The following is a 21,040-nucleotide window of genomic DNA, read 5'->3' on the forward strand; positions in this document are numbered from 1 at the left end:
GCCCATAAACGTCATCATATCCATAACCCATCATCATGCTTCATCGTCATGGCTATTCTCAACCAATACCGGCCTGATGCAGGTCGTGCAAATTAATAGCACCTACCAACTTCCCATCCAGATTAACTACTGGTGCGGCACTGATATGGTGCTGATGCAGTGCTTCCAGTGCTTCACCGGCACGCCATTGTTCGGGTAATCGGTAGCCCGGCCGGGTGATAGCGCTTTCCAACGGTTGTTGCAATGTACCGCCTTTGACCAACCAACGGCGCAAATCACCGTCGGTAAATACCCCGACGACCCGTTGACTCGGGTCGCATACTGCTACCAGCCCTAGCCCTGTACGGCTCAGTTCCAGCATCGCTTCCATTACTGTATCGGATTCATTCACCATTGGCAGACGATCACCGGTTCTCATTAAATGATGAACCCGATTGAGTAACTTCGCGCCCAAGCTGCCGCCGGGATGTGAGCGGGCAAAATCTTCTGCATTAAAACCACGATGGCGCATCAAAGCCATCGCCAGTGCATCCCCCATCATCAAGGTATTGACTGCACTGGATGTTGGGGCCAGCCCCATCGGACAGGCTTCGTGCTCAACACTGATGTCCAGCACACAAGCCGCTGCCTGAGCTAATGGTGATTCTTTACCGCCAGTGATAGCTATCACTGGGATCTGGCTGTCTGCCAGCAAGGGAAGAATCAGATCCAACTCTTTGGCGCGGCCAGAGTAGGAGATGAAAATCACTGCATCCTGTGGGCCAATCATGCCCAAATCACCGTGCAATGCCTCTGCGGGATGAACGAAAAAGGCGGGGGTGCCGGTACTGGCCAGTGATGCAGCAATCTTTTTGCCAATATGGCCGGATTTGCCGATACCGGAAACCACGGCTTTACCGGTACAGGCCAATAATAACTCACAGGCACGGACAAAATTATCATCTAAACGTGACAGCAAGCGTTGTGCTTCTGTCAGCTCAATTTCCAGTGTTTCACGGGCATAGGTCAGCAGTGGATTAGTCATTTTTATCAACCAGAATAATAATACGGATAACAGCCTACTTACAGATAGTTAGCCTAACAATTCACAATTGGGTGGCAGACGACACCGGATCGCATTGGGGAGTACTTCAATACGGAAATGCTTGCCTGACAATGGCTCACCATCCAGGTTAAAGGTCATGTTGTGTGGCGCGGTGATTTCCAGCCAAGGCAAGTTGGCCTCAATGACGTTTTTATTTTTCTCACCACTGAACACGCTGATCAATAGGGTAGGGAGCAGCTCTTCTGCGGTCAGTAAACGCAATTGCAACAGGCCATCATTAATCAGTGCATCAGGGCAGAGAGGCTGCCCGCCACCCGCTTGCCTGCCATTGCCGATCCCTATCACCAGTGCATCACCCGCCCATGCGAAACCAGGGCCACGAATTTCACAGCTATCGGCTTTAATCGTATCCATGCGCATCAGGCCATGGATAAAATAGGAAGCGCCACCCAGTACAGCTTTGAGTTTTTCGGGCGTCTCCGTGGTAATACGGGTACCGAAACCCCCGGTAGCCATATTGATAAAACAGTGTTCGCCATTCACTTGTGCTACATCAATACTCACTGCCCGGCCTTTGACGGCCAATTGCAATGCATTTTCTATTTGTAGCGGAATATTACAGCTGGTGGCAAAATCGTTGGCTGTGCCTAATGGCAAAATAGCCAAATCGGGGCGATTGTTGGTAGACAACGCCATCAGCGCAGTCGCCACCTCATTAAGGGTGCCATCTCCACCACCGGCAATGACGGTATCGACATCCAGAATGGCGGCCTCTTCGACATAGCGTTTCGCATCACCTTGTTCCCAGGTGACCCGAACATGAAGAGTCACCCCCTCCGCACGCAAGTTTTTGACTGCATTGCGAACATCAATATTACCCGATTCTTTACCATTCAGGATGAGAAGGGTGCGCGGTATTGAGGTCATAACTTGCTCCGGATCAATTCTGTAATGGGGGTAACAGTATCCCATATCCGTTTAATTTACCTATCAGATTATTCAGGCAATAACTGAAAATATCAATTATTGTTAGACTTAATAAAAGGCGGTTTTATGGGCATATTTATTTAATCAGAATAGTTATTTTTTTTGTGGGTGAGATTATCCATTAATAGCAGAATTTTCTTATTGTTAGTTAACCGCTTAATAAGAATTGTTAATAATAACATTCAATAAAAACTGATTATAATCATATGGATAGTGGAAAAAGAAAAGGCTAGCCCAAGGGAGATTGGGCTAGCCAAGGAGGTGGTTCCTAGTCTTGTTTTGAAACTTTTTTAGTTATTGATTGTACTCAAGTGATGTTACCCCAGTGTAATTATAATTGATGTGATCCATTTCTAATATTTGCCAAAAATGCCACCTGACCGATGGCATTATTGTTTATTGCATTATGTTACGCTTTTTCGTGGGGATTACGGCTATTTGTCCCGTTCAGGTTCCGTATCAGTAAGCCATATTCCACATTAATGTCCTTGGGGATGGGCAAATACATGATATGACCATTCCCCGGCGCGATATCTGCGGGCTGGTTTTTTTTATCCTGCATGCTGTCGAGAGTGAACTGGATATTGCCGTTTGGCGTCATCAACTCAACACTGTCACCGACCGAGAATTTGTTTTTGACCACCACTTCGGCCAGGCCATCACGGCGTACTCCGGTAAACTCACCGACAAATTGCTGGCGTTCGGAAACCGAATAACCGTAGTCGTAAGTTTGTTGAGCCTCATGCACATGGCGACGCAGAAAGCCCTCGGTGTAGCCACGGTGCGCTAAACCTTCCAATGTGGTCAGCAGGGTTGGATCGAAAGGTTTACCCGCCACCGCATCATCGATGGCGCGGCGATAAACCTGTGCGGTACGGGCGCAGTAATAGAATGATTTAGTCCGGCCTTCAATTTTCAGGGAATGCACACCCAATTGGGTCAGGCGTTCCACATGCTGAATGGCGCGCAGGTCTTTGGAGTTCATGATGTAAGTACCGTGCTCATCTTCTGAGGCTGTCATATACTCGCCGGGGCGCTGTGCTTCTTCTAACATAAATACCTGGTTAGTCGGCGCGCCGATACCCAATGTCGGCTCAACATTCTTCACCGCGATCGGCTGATGGATATGCACGATATTGCCGATATCGTCTTCTTTGCCTGCCTGAACGTTATATTCCCAGCGGCAGGCATTGGTGCATGTCCCCTGATTCGGGTCGCGTTTATTGATATAGCCGGACAGCAGGCAACGACCGGAATAGGCCATGCATAGCGCGCCGTGGACAAAAACCTCCAGTTCCATTTCAGGTACTTGCGCGCGAATTTCAGCAATTTCTTCCAGTGATAACTCACGGGAGAGTATCACCCGTGTCAGTCCCATCTGCTGCCAGAATTTGACGGTGGCCCAGTTGACGGCGTTAGCTTGTACTGACAGGTGGATATCCATCTGCGGAAATGCTTCCCGTACCATCATGATCAAACCGGGATCGGACATAATCAGTGCATCCGGTCCCATATCGATCACCGGTTTTAAATCACGCAGGAAGGTTTTCAGTTTGGCGTTGTGGGGGGCAATATTCACCACCACATAGAAACGTTTGCCAAGGACATGGGCTTCCTGAATACCTAATGCCAGATTTTCATGATTGAATTCATTATTACGCACCCGCAAGCTATAGCGCGGCTGGCCGGCATAAACCGCATCAGCACCGTAAGCAAAGGCATAACGCATGTTTTTAAGGGTACCGGCAGGTGACAGTAATTCCGGTGTAAAAGGCATATTTGATGATGGTACAAATGATGATGTCGCTGACGTCATAAAGTGGCTCTCTGTCTGAGTTCAAGTCAGAACCACGCCCGTAGGAGTGGCTAAAAGCCGAGGATTGTAACCTTGCCAACGGTGAAAATCAGCCGTTGCACAATTTTTGTAAGGTTTAAATGATCCAGATCAACATGAGGAGAGGAATGCGCGGTCACTTGCCCCGCGCGGGCACAGCCAGGTAATAAATGTAGGTAAGAGTCGTGCTATCTGATAGATGAAAATTACTGTGTCAGATCTTTAATTATGGTGGTTGGGCCATTTTTCATCACCGAGGCAATGCCATTTTTGGCCGCGCTTTCGGAACTGTAGGATTCGCTGATACCAATAACCTGATGGTTCTTCGCTTTCAATACGAAATAAGGCTCATTTTTGGTGTTGTGTTTCAGCTCATATTGGCTTTCCAATGGGGAGTTACTTTGCACTGATGATATGCCATTTTCTGTAGAGGCTTTACTGGCGTACATCTCACTAGAGAGAATAATTTCGCCATTACTGGCTTTCAGATTGAAATGGTACTGCCCATTTTTTGCCTTCTTAATCTCATAGTGTCCGATGGACATAGTGTTTCTCCTGTTGGTGGTGATACCTCTAATGAGTGTAGTCAACGTTGACCGGAAGTCAGGCCAACGCGCCCTGTATCACCAACATAATGCAGATTTAACGAAGAATAAATTACAGTAAACGACAGATCTCTGCTTCCCAGCGATACCCCATGCCATAAACCGCGCGGATAAAAGGCTTCTCGCCATCGAGCGCTTCAAGCTTACGCCGCAGATTTTTGATATGGCTGTCGATAGTACGATCGGTCACCACGCGGTAATCGTCATACAGGTTATTCAGCAGTTGTTCACGGCTAAATACATGGGCCGGTTGGGTTGCCAGTATTTTCAGCAAACGAAACTCCGCTGGCGTCAGTTCCAGTAGATGATCCTGATAACTGGCCTGAAAGCGGGATTCGTCAATCAGTAGCGGTGCGCTGTCGCTTGGCTGTTCCCGTTGTTGCTGACAACGGCGCAGAATGGTTTTGACCCGCGCTACCACTTCCCGTGGGCTATAGGGTTTGCAGATATAGTCATCAGCACCAATTTCCAGCCCCAGCAACCGATCAATTTCTTCGGTTTTAGCTGTGACCATCACGATGGGTACATCGGAAAAACGGCGGATTTCACGACAAATGCTGATGCCATCGCTACCGGGTAACATTAAATCCAGCAAAATAATGGCGGGCGGGGTTTGGCGCACGGCGGCCACGACCTCGGCACCATGGGTTAGCCATTGAGTGCTGTAACCCGCAGCTTGCAGGTAATCGACCAATAACTGGCCGAGCTTTGGTTCGTCTTCAACGATCAATACGGAACCAGACTGGCTGGCAGACTGACGCGGCTCATGCATTACAATCAATTACCCTATGGAATGGAATAGGGGAAATACTACCGTAATCTGTAGGCCGCCCAAAGGTGAATGTGTCGCGCTGATTTTTCCGCCGTGCGCTTCAACAATATTGTGGCATATTGCCAGGCCGAGCCCCGAGCCGCCGCTGGCGCGATTACGGGAGCTTTCGGTGCGATAAAAACGTTCAAAAATACGTTGCAACTGTTCATCGTTAAGACCCGGTTTAGTGTCTTGCCAGTGTAGCGTTAAGCTCTCTTCTGCTAGCTGTGCGCTGATTTCTAACCGCCCCCCCTCATTGGTATAACGCAGACTATTTTCCAGTAAATTATGAAACAGTTGATTCAGTCGGTCGGGATCACCAAACATAACCGCGTGTTCAGGTAGGTGAGTGGTGATGGTCATATTTTTACTTTCGAAGCGGCCACGGAAGCTGGCAATCGCAATTTGTAACAGGCGCACGGCATCCAGTTGGGTTTTACGATAGGCCAGTGCGCCACGATCGGAGAGCGATAACTGGTGCAAGTCGTTGACCAGTTTGGTGAGGATCCCCACCTCGGCTTGTAGCGAAATTAAGGATTCAGGGGTGGGTTGGCGCACACCGTCCTGTAGTGCTTCCAGTTCGCCACGTAAGACTGCCAGTGGCGTGCGTAATTCATGGGAGACATCAGCCATAAAGTCGCGCCGCATTTGTTCATTTTTCTCCAGTGACCGGGCAAGTTGGTTAAAATCCTGTGCTAAACGGCCCAGTTCATCACGGCTACTGACGGCCACGCGGGTACTGAAATCACCGGCTGCCAGCCGATGTGTTCCTTCCACCAAACGCTTGACCGGAGCCAGCATGCCGCGAGACAACAGCCAGGTTACGGCGGCAGCCAGCAGGGTCGATAAGCCGACAATAATCCAACTGGTGCGGCGCTGTTGCTGGTCAAAGTTAATATCTGCGTTGCGGGTCAGTTTTTCCGGCGGGGTAGATATCACCCAGCCAACTATATGTTTATTAACAGTTATCGCTCGGCGACTGGCTTCTTTTGGGAGCTGTCCGGTGTGCCCAACCAACAGATTATTATGATTATCGACCACCCAAAATTGTGCGCGCCAACCACGTGGGGGCAGGCTGCGGCCATTATCTCCGCTTTGTTCAAAAGAGCGCATGATCTGATAAATTACCTGATCATTATTGCGCAGGAAATCCCAGTTACCGTAGCGCTGGTATTGCACCTCAAGGGCATCTCCCAGCATCGCTATCCGCTGCTCATTACTTTGTTTGATGTAATCAATAAAACCGCGTTCGAAGCTGGCCCTGACTCCCCAGTGCATGGTTGCCAACACCAACATGCAGGTGGCAAATATCGCCATAAACAGTTTTCCGGTAATACCGATCCTTATCATGTTTCACCTGTTCTATCGGTTGGCAGCCAGATTACGATTGGTTCCGATATCTGCTGGCACGCGGTTAAATATCAGCGCTGGTAGCACAATAATAATGGCCATACCCATGCTGCCGATAATCATTAGGATCTGAAATCTATTGGGTATGCCATGTTATTCCAGCCTCATTAACGCTTTCTTACTAAAGCGGCTGCGCAGGTGATCAAAATAGAGATAAACCACTGGCGTGGTATACAAGGTGAGCAACTGACTCACCACCAGCCCACCGACGATGGTAATCCCCAGCGGCTGGCGTAACTCCGCACCATCACCACTGCTCAGTACCAATGGCAGCGCCCCGAACAAGGCGGCCAGCGTGGTCATCAAAATGGGTCTGAAGCGCAATAGGCTGGCTTGAAAAATGGCGTCGCGAGCACTGAGATTGCCATTACGTTGTGCATCAAGAGCAAAATCCACCATCATGATGGCGTTCTTTTTCACAATGCCAATCAATAACATAATGCCGATAAGGGCGATCAGGCTAAAAGGCGCATCGAACAGTTCCAGCGCCAGCAGCGCCCCGACTCCGGCGGATGGCAGCGTTGACAGGATGGTTAGCGGGTGAACAAAACTCTCATACAAAATTCCCAGTACGATATACACCGTAGCGATGGCCGCCATAATCAGCCACAACTGGGATTTCAGCGTTTCCTGGAACACCTGCGCAGTACCCGCAAAAGCACCGCGCACAGTAGCAGGCACCCCGAGTTCAGTCATTGCCCGCTCGACGGCGGCAGTGGCTTCAGACAAGCTGCCGCCATCAGGCAGGTTAAATGAGATGGTCGAAGCCGCAGATAAGCCCTGATGATTGACCGCCAGTGGGGCGTTGGCCGGTTGCCACTTGGCGAAATAGGACAGCGGAATTGACTGGCCGTTGCTGTTAATCACAAACATCTTATCCAGCGAACTGACATCCTGGGTGTATTGAGGTGCGACTTCCATTACCACCTTATATTGGTTTAAGGGTTGATAAATGGTGGAAATCTGCCGTTGTCCAAAGGCATTGTTGAGCAGGGCATTGGCATCGGAAACATCAATACCTAATCGCGCCATGGTCTCACGATCGTAAGTCAGCGCCATTTCCGAGCCTTTATCCTGTTGGTCGGAGTTAACATCGACCAGTTCCGGCAATTTAGCCAGCGCCGCCCGGACTTTGGGTTCCCATTCTCGTAGTGCCGTTAAATCGTCTGCCAACAGGGTAAATTGGTAACTGGCATTGGATTGACGGCCGCCAACCCGGATATCTTGTACTGAGGCCAGAAACAGGTTGGCTCCCGGCTCTTTTGCCAACTTACCCCGCAGGCGGGTAATCACCTGCTGGGCGGTTTCCTTACGTTCACTTAGCGGTTTGAGCGAGATAAACATTGAACCACTATTGGTGCGTGAACCGCCGGTGAAACCAGTCACATTATCGACTGCCGGGTCAGCACTGACGATCCTCATGAAATCTTTCAGTTTTTGCTGCATCGCCTGGAAGGAGATACTCTGATCGGCTTGGATAAAGCCCATCATGCGGCCGGTATCTTGCTCAGGGAAAAAGGTTTTCGGGATACTGATATAAAGCCAGACATTCAGAGCAATAGTTGAAAACAGTACAACCATTACCCATCGTGTATGCCCCAACACCCAATTCAGCGAACGGCCATAACCTCGCTGAATGGACAATAGTACTTTGCCAAAACCGCGAATACGTTGCTGCTGACCGACAGGGTGTGAACGTAGCAAGTGGGCGCACATCATGGGCGTCAGCGTCAGGGAGATGACCAGCGAGATGCCAATTGATACGGATAAGGTGACGGCAAACTCACGGAATAACCGGCCCGGTAGCCCTTCCATCAGCAGCAGCGGAATAAATACCGCCACCAGCGAGATACTCATCGACAACACGGTAAAGCCGACTTCACGCACCCCGCGTAGGGCGGCAGCCATCGGTTTTACCCCAGCCTCCAAATGGCGGGAAATATTCTCCAGCACCACAATGGCATCATCGACCACAAAACCGGTGGCAATGGTTAGCGCCATCAGCGACAAATTATTGAGACTAAAACCGCACAGGTACATGGCGGCAAAGGTACCGATCAATGAAACCGGGACGGCAACCGCCGGGATCAGGGTGGCGCGGCCAGATCGCAGGAACAAGAACACCACCAGGATCACCAGTGCCACGGCGATGATAAGTGAGCGCTCCACTTCATCCAGTGACGCACGGATGGTAGGTGAACGATCCTGAGCAATATTTAACTCAATTGACGCTGGGATCGAGGCGCGCAGGGCCGGAAGCTCGGCTCGAATTCTGTCCACGGTGGCGATAATATTCGCACCCGGTTCGCGGCTGATCACCAATAGCACCGCCGGTTTACCATCGGACATTCCGGCGTTACGCACATCTTGTACCGAGTCCACCACGTTGGCGACATCCTGCAACCGGACTGGTGATCCATTGTTGTAATGGATCACCAGCGGGCGATAACCCTCGGCCGTTTTGATTTCATCATTGGCCTGAATCTGCCAGTGTTGTTGGCTGGAGTCGATTGACCCTTGCGGGCGACGAACGTTGGCGGCACTGATCGCCTGACGCACTGCATCCAGCGAAACGCCCTGATTGAATAGCGCGCTGGGATTTAGCTCAACCCGCACCGCAGGCAGGGAACTCCCGCCGACAGTCACATCACTGACCCCTTCAGTTTGGGCGATTTTTTGCGCCAGTTGGGTCGAGGCAAAGTCATACAACTGGCCTTGGGTGAAAGTATCTGAGGTCAGCGTCATTATCATGATCGGCGCATCAGACGGGTTCATCTTGCGATAGGTTGGGCGGTTGGGCATCCCCGACGGCAGCAGGCTTTGGGCTGCATTGAGTGCGGCCTGCACATCACGGGCCGCACCGTTGATATCACGGCTGAGATCAAATTGCAGGATGATCCGCGTGCTGCCCAGTGAACTGGTCGAGGTCATTTCATTGACCCCGGCAATTCTACCCAGTGCGCGTTCCAGTGGCGTGGCAATGGATGACGCCATGGTTTCCGGTGAGGCACCTGGCATGGAAGCACTGACCGAAATCACTGGATAATCCACCTGCGGCAGCGGTGATACTGGCAATAAGCTAAAGCCGATAACACCGCAGATGGTAATCGCCAATGTCAGCAGGGTGGTGGCGACCGGGCGCTGGATAAACAGAGCGAAGAATTTCACTGTGGCTCCTGCCCGTTCGGCAATTCAGGTGGTGAGTCTGATGAATCAATATCCTCATTACGGCGTCGATTTTTGCCATGAGAGTTGCGCGCCAGCTTATCGAATAACAGATAGATAACCGGTGTGGTGAACAGGGTCAATACCTGGCTAACAATAAGCCCGCCGACCATACACACCCCCAGCGGATGGCGTAACTCGGCACCGGTACCGGTACTGAACATCAAAGGTAACGCAGCGAACAGCGCCGCCAGTGTGGTCATCAGAATAGGGCGGAAACGTAACAAACAGGCCTGATAGATAGCATCATACGGGGTCATCCCTTGATCCCGCTCGGCTGCCAGCGCGAAGTCGATCATCATGATGGCATTTTTCTTCACAATGCCGATCAGCAGAATAATCCCGATAATAGCGATCACATCCAGCTCATTGCCGGTCAGTATTAGCGCCAGCAAGGCTCCGACACCGGCGGTTGGCAGGGTTGATAAGATAGTGACCGGATGAATAAAACTTTCGTATAACACACCAAGCACAATATACATCGCCACAATAGCCGCGACGATCAACCACAGCGTGCTGCCAAGGGCGGCCTGAAACGCCAGCGTCGAGCCTTGGAAACGAGTGATGATATCGGCCGGTAGTTGAATGGCAAGCTCTGCTTGGGTCACGGCTTTTACTGCCTCGCCGAGGGAATAGCCGTGTGCCAGATTGAAAGAGATGGTGGCCGATGGGAACTGATTCAAATGGTTGATCGACAGCGGTCCGAAACGCTCTTCAATGGTGGCAATACTGCTCAGTGGCACCCCTTTACCATCACTGCCCGTCAGGCGGATATCATTGAGTGCCGCCAGCCCCGGTGTGGCTTGTACATTATGTTCCAGTACTACTCGATACTGGTTAGCTTGAGTATAAATGGTGGAAATCAGCCGTTGACCAAAGGCGTTATACAGCGCGCTGTCAATGGCAGTCATGGTGATCCCCAAACGGCTGGCGCTGTCTCTGTCGACATTAACAAACGCCACCAGTCCCTGATCCTGCCAGTCACTGGTGACATCCTGGAACGGGGCTTGTTGCTGCAACTCGTTAACCAGCTTCGGCACCCAGGTACTCAGTTCTTCCAGCGAAGTGGCTTGCAGGGTGAACTGATATTGTGTCCGACTGAGTTGGGTATCGATGGTCAAGTCCTGAACCGGCTGTAAGTACAGTTTAATCCCCGGCACGCCGGCGACACTGTTCTGCAAACGAGTAATAATCTCAGGCATGCGGTCGTCACGGCTGCTCAGTGGTTTAAGGTTAATCTGCAACCGGCCATTATTGAGCGTGGCATTGGTGCCATCGACGCCGACAAACGAGGTCAGGCTTTCTACTGCGGGATCTTTAAGGATGATGGCGGCCACCTGTTGTTGCCGTTCAGCCATATTACTGAACGAAACCGATTGTGGCGCTTCCAGCGTTCCCTGAATCAGACCATTATCCTGTAATGGGAAAAATCCTTTGGGGATCAACAAGTAAAGTATCACGGTGAGTACCAGGGTACTCAGGGTGACGCTGAGTGTTAGCCATTGATGTTTAAGAACTTTTCTCAGGCCAACGGCATAATGGGCAATCACCCAGTCAAAGAATTTCTCACTGGCACGGGACAGGCAGTTTTGTTTACGCAGTGATTCATAACTGAGCATCCGTGCACACATCATTGGCGTCAGGGTTAGGGAAACCACCGCTGAAATCAGGATCGCCACCGCCAGTGTGACGGCAAATTCGCGGAACAAGCGGCCCACGATATCGCCCATAAACAGTAGCGGAATCAACACTGCAATCAATGAGAACGTCAGGGAAATAATGGTAAAACCAATCTCACCGGCACCTTTCAGCGCGGCATCCAGTGGCTTCTCGCCTTTTTCGATATAGCGAGAGATATTCTCAATCACCACGATGGCATCATCAACCACAAAACCGGTGGCAATGGTCAGCGCCATTAATGTCAGGTTATTGATTGAAAAACCAAGAAAATACATCGCGGCAAAGGTACCGATCAGCGACAGCGGCACCGCGATACTGGGGATAATCGTGGCTGCGGCATTGCGCAGGAACAGATAAATCACCATCACCACCAGCACAATTGACAGCAGTAACTCAAACTGCACGTCACTGACTGAGGCGCGGATAGTGGTGGTGCGGTCGGTTAGCACTTTTACATCGACCGATTTGGGCAGACTTTTGATCAGCTCTGGCAGCATCTCGCGGATACTGTCGGCGGTATCAATGACGTTCACTCCCGGCTGGCGCTGGATATTCAGCACAATTGCCGGTTGGGTATTGGCCCAGGCGGCCAACTTGTTATTTTCCGCGCCTTGCTCAATGGTGGCGACATCCTGCAAACGGATTGGCGCACCGTTTTGGTAGGCCACGATCAAGTCGCGGTAATCCTCGGCGGATTTCATCTGATCATTGGCTGATAAGGTCACCGAGCGGGTTGGCCCATCCAGACTGCCTTTGGCGGAATTGACGTTGGCATTGCTGATGGCGGTGCGAATAGTTTCGCTGTCCAGCCCCAGAGCCGCTACCGCCGGGGCATTCAGTTTCACCCGCACGGCAGGGCGTTGGCCCCCTGAAATAGTGACCAGACCGACCCCGGTAACTTGCGAGATTTTCTGCGCAATCCGGGTTTCCACCATGTCTTCCACTTGCGTCATCGGGATTGCCGTGGAGGTAACCGCCAGTGTCAGAATAGGCGGATCAGCCGGATTAACTTTGCTGTAAATCGGCGGATAAGGCAGATCGTTCGGTAGCAGGTTGGTGGCCGCATTAATGGCCGCCTGCACTTCCTGCTCTGCCACATCTAACGGCAAAGTGAGTTGGAATTGCAGAGTAATCACCGACGCGCCACCCGAGCTTTGCGAGGCCATTTGTTTCAGGCCGGACATTTGCCCAAATTGGCGCTCCAACGGTGCGGTAATTGACGATGTCACCACATCCGGGCTAGCACCGGGATAGAGTGTCACCACCTGAATAGTCGGGTAATCAACCTCCGGCAGGGCGGAAACCGGCAAAGCGCGGTAGCCGATAATCCCTGCTAACAGAATGGCAACCATAAATAAAGTGGTGGCGACCGGGCGCAGGATAAACAGCCGTGATGGCCCGCCACCAGGCGTTGGAGGCATCACTTGCATCAGGATTTCTCCGCAGCAGGGGTGTTGCCAGCCGCGGTATTGGTAGCCGGCCTTTTACCTTTATGCGTGGTTTTCTCCTCGGTGGCCGGTTTGTCTGTTGCTCCACTTGGATTGGCATTCGCGGCCCGTGGCGTGACCACTTCTACCTGTAAGCCTTCGGTCAGGCGATCAATACCGTCAGTAACCACACGCTGACCAGCATTCAGACCGGTGCTGATAACCACTTGTTTGCTGTCCTGAATACCGGTGGTCACCTGATGCTTACTGACTTTATTGTCGTCATTGAGTGTCCAGACAAAGCTACCTTCGTTGCCCATTTGTACTGCGGCAGTTGGCACCACGACCGCATTTTGCAGTAAATCCACTTTGATACGGGCATTAACAAACTGGTTTGGGAACAGCACATCATCTTCATTGGCGAAGCGGGCTTTCAGTTTAATGGTGCCGGTGGTGGTATCAATTTGGTTATCAATACTGAGCAGATAGCCCTGTGCCAGCATCTGCTTGTTAGTGCGATCCCAGGCTTCAACCGGCACCGTAGTATTATTTTTTGCTGCATTTTTCTGCGCTTGCATAATCGTCGGGATATCACTTTCCGGCAGAGTAAAGACCACATCAACCGGATGTGTCTGGGTAATCACCACAATCGGGGTGGTGATGCCGCTGGTAATGTAATTACCGACATCCACCTGTTTCAGGCCAACCGTGCCGGAGATCGGGGCGGTTATTCGGCTATACGTCAGTTGCAGTTCAGCGCTGTCGATAGCACCCTGATCGGCTTTAACACTGCCTTCGCTCTGGCGTACCAGTGACGCTTGTGTATCCAGATCTTGCTGTGAAATCAGGCCGGTTTTGGCCAGTTTTTGATAGCGAGCCAGATCCCGCCGAGCGTTGTCCAGCGTGGCCTGATCTTTTGCTAACTGGCCCTGTGCTTGGGTGAGTAATACCTGATAAGGGCGTGGATCGATTTCCACCAGTAAATCACCGGCGTTGACCTGCTGCCCTTCGATAAAGTGGATTGCCATCAACTGACCATTGACCTGGCTGGTCACGGTGACGGTATTGGCAGCAATCACGGTACCTAAACCGGTAAGATAGCGCGGCACGGTTTGCTCGGTGGCAGTGGCGGCTTGCACCGGTGACATAGGCATACTACGGCGGCCACCGGCCCGTGCCGCACTGTTCCCCCCCGCATGCTGCTGTGCACCCGGTGCGGTGTTGCCAGGGGTTGCGCTAATGTTGCCAGGGGTTGCGCTAAAGTAGCGCCAGGCAAATACAGCAACAATAATCGCCACCACAGCCCCGAGTAACACCGGTACTCGGGAAGTGCGTTTAGATTGAGCTTTCATGATGGCGGAGAGTCCTTTTAATGTTCTGGTTATTTGCGCAGGTGCAATCAATTAAAATTTATACCCAATAGATTTCAAGATGCGGGAAGGCGGCAAAAGAGATTATCCCGATGAGCTTACTCAAGTAAGGATTCGGGTAAACGAGCCAGCCAACACACCTGCAACTTGAAAGACGACGGGTATGGATATGTTACTAGTTTAGCGGGAATCTACCGGAAAAAAATGGAGGAAATATGAAACTAGTGTCAGGGTATGTGGGGAAGGGGTAATAATCGTTAGATTTAAAAATGGGATTCAAAGTAAAGCCCGTGGATTTCGATTGAAAGTCACAGTCGAAGGGACCTGATATAAGATCTTATCTACAGGTTCATATTGCGGATAAAAAACCAATTTGATCTATAGCTACGTTGTAGCTCCAATAAATGGGGTGGAAGTCTATCGCGTTGACACGGTTGATGCACTGAAGCGCGATCTTGGTTGGTAATAATGCTGACGATTATTTATCAAAGTCGTTTTAAAAAAGATGCAAAGCGATATACCAAGAATAAAAACGCACAGAAAGTTATTTTAGCAACTATTTCACTGCTACAAACAGGCGAAGCGTTGCCAAAAATAGATAAAGAACATCCATTGATAGGCAACTACATTGGCTATCTTGAGTGTCATGGTATGCCAGATTTATTATTCATTTACCAGCGTACCGATCCCGAAATCAAGTTGTATCGTATGGGAAGTCACTCTGATTTATTTTAGTATTCAAACACATAAAACGATAATAACAGCATTCGGATAAAATAATTAGCGAGTGATATAGGCGAAATAGACCACCGTTCAACGTTTGTGGCCCTATACCGGTTGATTCATCAGAAATAAAGCGAGCTATAGCGCTCTGACAACCCGCTTTACTTCCATATCTCATTACGACCAAACGCGCATCTAGCGATAAAGTGTCTGCGCCCACCGCGCTAACCCGGCGGTGACCGAGCCAAAATCATTCCCCCCCACCAGCGGGATACCCGGCAGTTGTTGCTGCAAGGCTGCTCGTAGTAATGGGGAGCGGGCGCTGCCGCCAGTCAGGTAAATCACATCAGGGGTGATATGGCTGGTGGATAATGCCAGGCTGACTTGCTCCTGGATCCGTTGTAGCGGCTGAGTGATCGCCTCTGCCAGTTGTTGCTGGCTGATGGTCTGGCCTAATTGTGGTTCGACAAAACTCAGCACCGCAGCCACTTGTGCCTGTTCTGATAGCGCGATCTTGCTCTCTTCTGCCGCTCGGACTAAACGGTAGCTCAGGCGTTGTTGATAGACCCTTAACAGGCGTTCTACTTGCTGTGGATGCGCCGCATCGCGGATTAAATCACGCAGGAAGCGGCCATTAACCGTGCTGTAGAAATCGCTCTGTGCCGGAACATCGTTGGTGGCAACGGCATTCCAGTAGGGCAGCGACGGCAGGGCAATGCCTTTTTCGGTCTCGCCACCCATGCCAAACAGCGGCATCAGTTGTTTAAACGCCAGCATAATATCCAGATCGTTACCTCCGACGCGGCAACCACTGTGGCCCAGCAGGCTCTGCTGGCGATCTGCCAGCCCCTGCCATTTCGGCCCCATCAACAGCACCGAGCAGTCAGTGGTCCCCCCGCCGATATCCACTACCAGCACGGTTTTTTCTTCCGTCAGCGTGGCTTCAAAATCCAGCCCTGCCGCGACCGGCTCAAACTGGAAAGCAATATCGCGAAAACCGGCGCGTTGCGCCGCGCGCAGTAAAATACCTTCCGCCTGCCGGTTAGCCTCTTCACCGCCGGAACCTTGAAAGTTTACCGGGCGGCCAATCACCGTCTGATTAATTTCTGATGCCAGTACCGATTCTGCCTGACGTTTGATGTGGAACATCATGGCACAGACCAAATCTTCAAACAGTGCCAGTTGCTGAGGCTTCAGCCCATTGGCGCCCAAGAAAGATTTAGGTGATTTAACAAAGTAAACGTCTTCGGGATCTTCAATATATTGGGCGAGGGCCGACAGGCCGAACGTCAGACTGTCGGCGGCAATCGGAATATCTTCTTCGCGATTGAACGCCATGGCCCGGCGTAATAGCTGCTGGTTTTCGTCACTACCGGTGGGGACCTGCCAGTGGCGGTGCAGGCACTCACTGACCGCTTCCCGTGTGGGCGCACACAACATGGAGGGCAAATAGACATCATTATTTTCCAGTGTTAGCAATTTGGGAGCATCATCCCGCATCACGGCAACCGAGCAGTTTGCTGTGCCGTAGTCAAAACCAATGAACATAATTTGCTCCCCAGGCCAAATAAAGGGGGCCGACTTTACCCCAGAGTGGGCCGTGGGGCAATCATCAAGTCAGGGATTTTTTTATCGGGAACGAGGTAGCAGCACCGGTAGCTGTTTTTGCTGTGATTGATAGAGACGAACCTGGCCGCGACCACTGCGCTTGGCGGTATAACAGGCAATATCTGCTTGCGCCATAATTTCACTGCGCTGATTATTGCTGCTGCTGATTCGGGTCACACCCGCACTGGCACCAATACGATACAGCTTATCTTCCCAGTGGAAATGGTAGCCATTGATCATTGATACCAGACTTTGGGTAATGGCTTTAGCATCGGGCAGGGTGCAATTGAGCATCAGCAGACCAAACTCATCACCACCGAGGCGTGCAATGCAATCGCTGTTGCGTAAATGCTGGTGCATCAACTGGCCAATCTCTTTCAGTAACGCATCGCCTGCCGGGTGCCCAGCGGTATCATTAATGGCTTTAAAATAGTCTAAATCAAGGAATGCCAGCGCATTTTGCTGGTTGAGATCGACGCTTATCTGGATAGCGGCTTTTAATCTATTGTCAAAGTTGGCGCGATTTGGCAGGCCGGTCAGATTATCGTGCGATGCGCTATGGCTGAGTTTCCGCATCATGGCGCGGGATTCGCCAGCATCCTGGAACACCAGCACGGCACCCACAATGTCTCCTTCCAGAGTTTTCAGTGGGGCGACCGACTCTTGAATATCATAATACCGCCCGTCACGATGATGTAATACCATCGACTCATTCAGCGAAGAGTAAGCGCGATGATTGAGGCAATGTTCTATTGGGTTATCAATTTCTGGCCCGTCCACGCCGTTAGTCAACTTAATGATCTGGTTAACCGGTTGGCCCAGTGCGCTGGTATTTGCCCAGCCGGTCATTTTCTCAGCAACCGGATTCATAAAGGTAATTTTCATCTCCTGATCGGTACAAACCACGGCCTCACCGATGGAGTCCAGCGTGATATGCAGCCGTTCTTTCTCTTCGTGCAGCGCCTCAGTCAGGCGACGGTTAATCATCTCGGTTTTTTTCAGCTCATTGATATCTTCAACCTGCGAGATGAAATAGAGCGGCTGTAATTCGTGGTCGCGAACCACACTGACCACCAGTAGTGCCCACACCACCTCGCCATCGCTGCGGATATAGCGTTTTTCCATTGAATAACTGGGGATTCGGCCATGATACAAGTCATCGAGCAATTTCAGATCAGCAGAGAGATCTTCCGGATGAGTAATTTGCTGGAAAGTCAGTGTCAGTAATGTTTCTTGGCTGTAACCTAATAATTTGCACAGTGCCTTATTGACCTGCATCCATTTGCCTTCTGGCGAAACCAGAGCCATACCAATAGCCGAATACTCCATGGCATTACGAAAGCGATTTTCACTTTCAACGATATTCGCTTTTTCCATCCGGAAGGCGTGCATTACCATCGACATCGCGTGAGGTGGGATCAACACCATTAACAGTGGAATAAAGGAGAACGCTTGGACCGACAGTTTAGTATCAGCCTGAAGTGTAAACAGGTTGAAATTGATCATCATTGCAATCAGCACGGTGGCCAAAAAACAGACAGTAAATGTTTCAAAACGTGGTAAGCGGATTGAGGTCCAGATCAACGCCATAATGACAAAAGTGAAGGGGAAAGGCAGATATAGCAGACCGATATAACAGGCGGCCAGCGATAATACCGTCATCCACATCATATCAAACAATGCGTTGGATTGGGTTGCGATGTTGAAGTAACCACGGCGGTAAAGTAGCCCGACTGGCCCTAAGGCCAGCATTCCTATGGCTTCGGACATAAACCATATGGTGAACACTTGGCTAAAGTTGTCGTTTTGCGGTGATAAATACCAGGCCGCAGCCAGACCACTGACCAGCGGAACGATAACCACCGTGCAAATTGAGAACTTGAGCCAACTAAACAGACTATTCAGTGGGTCTTTGGGCTGCAGAAATTTACGCAGCAGCCACGCACCGACTGCTGCCTCTGCCAGGTTGATCAATGTCAGGGGTAATGGGAACCAACTAATACCGTATAAAATAAAATTTGCCGCCACAATACATATCCCAGCAGTCAATAATTGCCATGGCCAGTAGCGCAAGGGATGGTGAAAAAGCGCGATCATTAATACTGCGGTCGGGAACCATAAAGGAGCCAGATTTTCAGATTGTTCGGAAAGCTGGATACAAAAGAGTGCGAGCAAAAACACCACTATGCTGATGATAGTTATATGCAGAATGGTTTTATTATCAGGTGCCGGTTTTTCGGCCGCACTGAGATCCATATAACACCTTATTTTGTTCACAAAGATTCGGATTATGATAGGGAAAATCCATCACATAAAAATATTTCGTCTTTAAAATACGGCTACATTCAATATATTTAGTATAGATGAGCACTGTCGGAGAGGGGGCCTTTACCCAGTGCTCAATTAATGGTTTTTTATTATATAAGCATTAGACCAAGAATATGGTGGCCAGTCCCAGAAAGATGAAAAATCCGCCAGTATCGGTGATGGCGGTGATCATCACACTGGATCCGATAGCCGGATCACGGCCTAAACGGGCCATGGTCATTGGGATAATAACGCCCATCATCGCTGCCATTAACAAGTTAAGCATCATTGCCAAGGTCATCACGCCGCCCATTGCCGGGTCGCCATATAACAGATAGGTGACAACCCCCATAATGCCGCCCCAGACCAGGCCATTAATCAGCGCCACACCTAATTCTCTGAACATCAGGAAGGTTACATTGCCCTGCTGAATATGGTGCAGTGCCAAGGCGCGCACGATCATGGTGATAGTCTGATTACCGGTGTTACCGCCAATACCGGCCACAATCGGCATTAATGCTGCCAGTGCCACTAACTGTGAGATGGTATGTTCAAATAAACCGATCACTCTCGACGCCACAAAAGCGGTACAGAGATTGATTGCCAGCCATGACCAGCGGGTGCGGACAGCGCGACCTACTGGGGAGAACACATCCTCTTCCGGACTCAAGCCCCCCATCCGTCTTAGGGTGGTATCGCTCTCTTCGTTGACGACGTCAACGATCTCTTCGATGGTTATGCGGCCCATCAGTTTGCCTTTGGCATCAATAACTGCGGCACTGATTAAGTCATAACGTTCAAATGCGCCCGCCGCATCTTCCGCTTTCTGTTCTGGTTGGAAAGTGATTGGGTTGCTCTCCATCACCTCAAACACTTTGGCATCTGGTGAGTTGAGCAGAATAGCGGTCAGTGGTAGCTCACCGAGTAAGGTATTTTTGCGGTCAATAACAAAGATTTTGTCTGTGGCATCGGGGATGTTTTTCCGGTAACGCAAATAGCGTTGCACGGTTGCCAGAGCCACGTCGGCCCGCACCGTGACCAGTTCGAAATCCATCATCTGACCAACAGTATCGCGGCCATACTGGATAACCTCCCGCACGCGGGCTCGTTGATCCGGATCCAGTGAGGTGAGTAAGCGGCCCATCAGATTACGTGGCAGGTATTCAGCCAGATAAGCCTGTTCATCGACATGCAAGGGGCGCATGGCTTTTAACAGGTCTTTATCGCTCATCTCTTTAATCAGGGTGTCCCACACGGTTTCAGAGACTTCAACCAGTGTTTGACCACGTTTCTCGTTTTTGACTAACCGCCACAATGCTAAGCGTTCGTCATTGGGCAAGGCTTCCAGTAAGTCGGCGAGGTCTGCTGCGTGTAGGTTATCGAGCAGGTTTCTGATCTCTAACGTTTGTTCTAACAATTGCTCATTACTGAGCTTTTCCCGTTCTTCCTCGCGACCAAGAATGCCGTCAATCAAGGCTTTATTATTCAGTAATAGGGAAAGTATCCGGTTGCGTATTTCTGCCAGTTTTTTAGCATTATTTTTAGCTTTGTTTTTTATCACGGCGGAAAGTGGCCCAGGGATTATTGGTACTGGCATAGTGTGTCCTTTATACCCAACGTATTTGAAGCCGCAGGGTGGTTCGCTTGCAGCCTACTTGCCACGCCAATTACTTGGCTATAGGGAGATGTAGCGGGTGCGAGTAGGGGTGATGAGCACTAAAATCTAGGGGCTGAGGTCGGTCTCATGGGGGCCCGGAGGCTCGCCTTCCACCGTCAGCTCTAGCTGTTGCGATCCCCTACGCTCCTGATGATGAGAAATAGACGCGATCGCCGCATATAATAAACGGCCAAATAGAATGAGAAAACTCACCAGTAGGATAATTTTTGTTAGCTGTGTGGACGGTCTTTTTCTCATTATTAACCCTTCGCTCTTGGCGCTGCAGCGGTGTTAGCTGCTCTCACTCACCCGAATCACTGACTTGAGTAAGCTCATCGGGATTCTTTCGTT

Annotated in this window: 14 protein-coding genes; 1 reads left to right on the forward strand and 13 read right to left on the reverse strand. The window is 50.6% G+C overall.

All coding sequences use genetic code 11. The features are described from left to right. Window positions 1–58: 58 nt before the first annotated feature. The 9 genes from gutQ to AEP37_RS00505 form a co-directional block, all read right to left on the reverse strand. The gene (gene gutQ / locus AEP37_RS00465; RefSeq protein WP_049608199.1) at window positions 59–1,024 is read right to left on the reverse strand and encodes an arabinose-5-phosphate isomerase GutQ; all 966 of its coding nucleotides are present in this window, start codon (window positions 1,022–1,024) and stop codon (window positions 59–61) included. A gap of 48 nt (window positions 1,025–1,072) precedes the next feature. Continuing rightward, entirely contained in the window at window positions 1,073–1,963 is an 891-nt protein-coding gene (gene yegS / locus AEP37_RS00470) for a lipid kinase YegS (RefSeq protein ID WP_082170638.1), read from the reverse strand. Window positions 1,964–2,441: 478 nt separating this feature from the next. Then, window positions 2,442–3,809: a prephenate-dependent tRNA uridine(34) hydroxylase TrhP gene (trhP, locus tag AEP37_RS00475; RefSeq protein WP_049608473.1), complete on the reverse strand. Its 1,368-nt coding sequence runs from the start codon at window positions 3,807–3,809 to the stop codon at window positions 2,442–2,444. Between the two features lie 263 nt (window positions 3,810–4,072). Then, a complete protein-coding gene (locus AEP37_RS00480) occupies window positions 4,073–4,411 on the reverse strand; it encodes a YegP family protein (protein WP_049608205.1) in 339 nt (112 codons plus the stop codon). 112 nt (window positions 4,412–4,523) lie between these two features. Then, window positions 4,524–5,243, reverse strand: coding sequence for an envelope stress response regulator BaeR (gene baeR / locus AEP37_RS00485; RefSeq protein ID WP_049608207.1), 720 nt, complete (start codon window positions 5,241–5,243; stop codon window positions 4,524–4,526). A 9-nt stretch (window positions 5,244–5,252) separates the two neighbouring features. Further along, window positions 5,253–6,629: an envelope stress sensor histidine kinase BaeS gene (gene baeS / locus AEP37_RS00490; protein WP_049608476.1), complete on the reverse strand. Its 1,377-nt coding sequence runs from the start codon at window positions 6,627–6,629 to the stop codon at window positions 5,253–5,255. Window positions 6,630–6,785: 156 nt separating this feature from the next. Continuing rightward, window positions 6,786–9,860 (reverse strand): multidrug efflux RND transporter permease subunit MdtC, encoded by a 3,075-nt coding sequence (gene mdtC, locus AEP37_RS00495; RefSeq protein WP_049608209.1) that lies wholly within the window; start codon window positions 9,858–9,860, stop codon window positions 6,786–6,788. Next, on the reverse strand, window positions 9,857–13,027 hold the full coding sequence (locus AEP37_RS00500) for an MdtB/MuxB family multidrug efflux RND transporter permease subunit (RefSeq protein ID WP_049608211.1): 3,171 nt from the start codon (window positions 13,025–13,027) through the stop codon (window positions 9,857–9,859). The genes mdtC and AEP37_RS00500 overlap by 4 nt, the downstream gene beginning before the upstream one ends. Further along, complete coding sequence (locus AEP37_RS00505; protein WP_049608213.1) at window positions 13,027–14,376, reverse strand: MdtA/MuxA family multidrug efflux RND transporter periplasmic adaptor subunit; 1,350 nt, start codon at window positions 14,374–14,376, stop codon at window positions 13,027–13,029. Before AEP37_RS00505 ends, AEP37_RS00500 begins: the two co-directional genes overlap by 1 nt. Before the next feature lie 486 nt (window positions 14,377–14,862). Between AEP37_RS00505 and AEP37_RS00510 the strand changes: the two genes are divergently transcribed. After that, window positions 14,863–15,129: a type II toxin-antitoxin system RelE/ParE family toxin gene (locus AEP37_RS00510; protein ID WP_049608216.1), complete on the forward strand. Its 267-nt coding sequence runs from the start codon at window positions 14,863–14,865 to the stop codon at window positions 15,127–15,129. A 183-nt stretch (window positions 15,130–15,312) separates the two neighbouring features. Here AEP37_RS00510 and yegD read toward each other — a convergent pair whose 3' ends face one another. From yegD to AEP37_RS00530, 4 genes are all read right to left on the reverse strand, one after another. Continuing rightward, the gene (yegD, locus tag AEP37_RS00515) at window positions 15,313–16,665 is read right to left on the reverse strand and encodes a molecular chaperone (RefSeq protein WP_049608219.1); all 1,353 of its coding nucleotides are present in this window, start codon (window positions 16,663–16,665) and stop codon (window positions 15,313–15,315) included. A gap of 81 nt (window positions 16,666–16,746) precedes the next feature. Further along, window positions 16,747–18,981: a PAS domain S-box protein gene (locus AEP37_RS00520; protein WP_049608221.1), complete on the reverse strand. Its 2,235-nt coding sequence runs from the start codon at window positions 18,979–18,981 to the stop codon at window positions 16,747–16,749. 172 nt (window positions 18,982–19,153) lie between these two features. Continuing rightward, on the reverse strand, window positions 19,154–20,629 hold the full coding sequence (gene mgtE / locus AEP37_RS00525) for a magnesium transporter (protein ID WP_049608224.1): 1,476 nt from the start codon (window positions 20,627–20,629) through the stop codon (window positions 19,154–19,156). Between the two features lie 126 nt (window positions 20,630–20,755). Next, a complete protein-coding gene (locus tag AEP37_RS00530; RefSeq protein ID WP_049608227.1) occupies window positions 20,756–20,947 on the reverse strand; it encodes a YfgG family protein in 192 nt (63 codons plus the stop codon). Window positions 20,948–21,040 lie beyond the last annotated feature (93 nt).

The organism is Yersinia pekkanenii (assembly GCF_001152565.1).
GTDB classification, from domain to species: domain Bacteria; phylum Pseudomonadota; class Gammaproteobacteria; order Enterobacterales; family Enterobacteriaceae; genus Yersinia; species Yersinia pekkanenii.

Excerpts from the sequence above, each read along its gene's own strand:
- AEP37_RS00505 (WP_049608213.1), bottom strand. The coding sequence starts at position 14,376 with ATGAAAGCTCAATCTAAACGCACTTCCCGAGTACCGGTGTTACTCGGG.
- mgtE (WP_049608224.1), bottom strand. The coding sequence starts at position 20,629 with ATGCCAGTACCAATAATCCCTGGGCCACTTTCCGCCGTGATAAAAAAC.
- AEP37_RS00520 (WP_049608221.1), bottom strand. The coding sequence starts at position 18,981 with ATGGATCTCAGTGCGGCCGAAAAACCGGCACCTGATAATAAAACCATT.
- AEP37_RS00530 (WP_049608227.1), bottom strand. The coding sequence starts at position 20,947 with ATGAGAAAAAGACCGTCCACACAGCTAACAAAAATTATCCTACTGGTG.
- AEP37_RS00480 (WP_049608205.1), bottom strand. The coding sequence starts at position 4,411 with ATGTCCATCGGACACTATGAGATTAAGAAGGCAAAAAATGGGCAGTAC.
- baeR (WP_049608207.1), bottom strand. The coding sequence starts at position 5,243 with ATGCATGAGCCGCGTCAGTCTGCCAGCCAGTCTGGTTCCGTATTGATC.
- AEP37_RS00510 (WP_049608216.1), top strand. The coding sequence starts at position 14,863 with ATGCTGACGATTATTTATCAAAGTCGTTTTAAAAAAGATGCAAAGCGA.
- trhP (WP_049608473.1), bottom strand. The coding sequence starts at position 3,809 with ATGCCTTTTACACCGGAATTACTGTCACCTGCCGGTACCCTTAAAAAC.
- AEP37_RS00500 (WP_049608211.1), bottom strand. The coding sequence starts at position 13,027 with ATGCAAGTGATGCCTCCAACGCCTGGTGGCGGGCCATCACGGCTGTTT.
- gutQ (WP_049608199.1), bottom strand. The coding sequence starts at position 1,024 with ATGACTAATCCACTGCTGACCTATGCCCGTGAAACACTGGAAATTGAG.
- yegD (WP_049608219.1), bottom strand. The coding sequence starts at position 16,665 with ATGTTCATTGGTTTTGACTACGGCACAGCAAACTGCTCGGTTGCCGTG.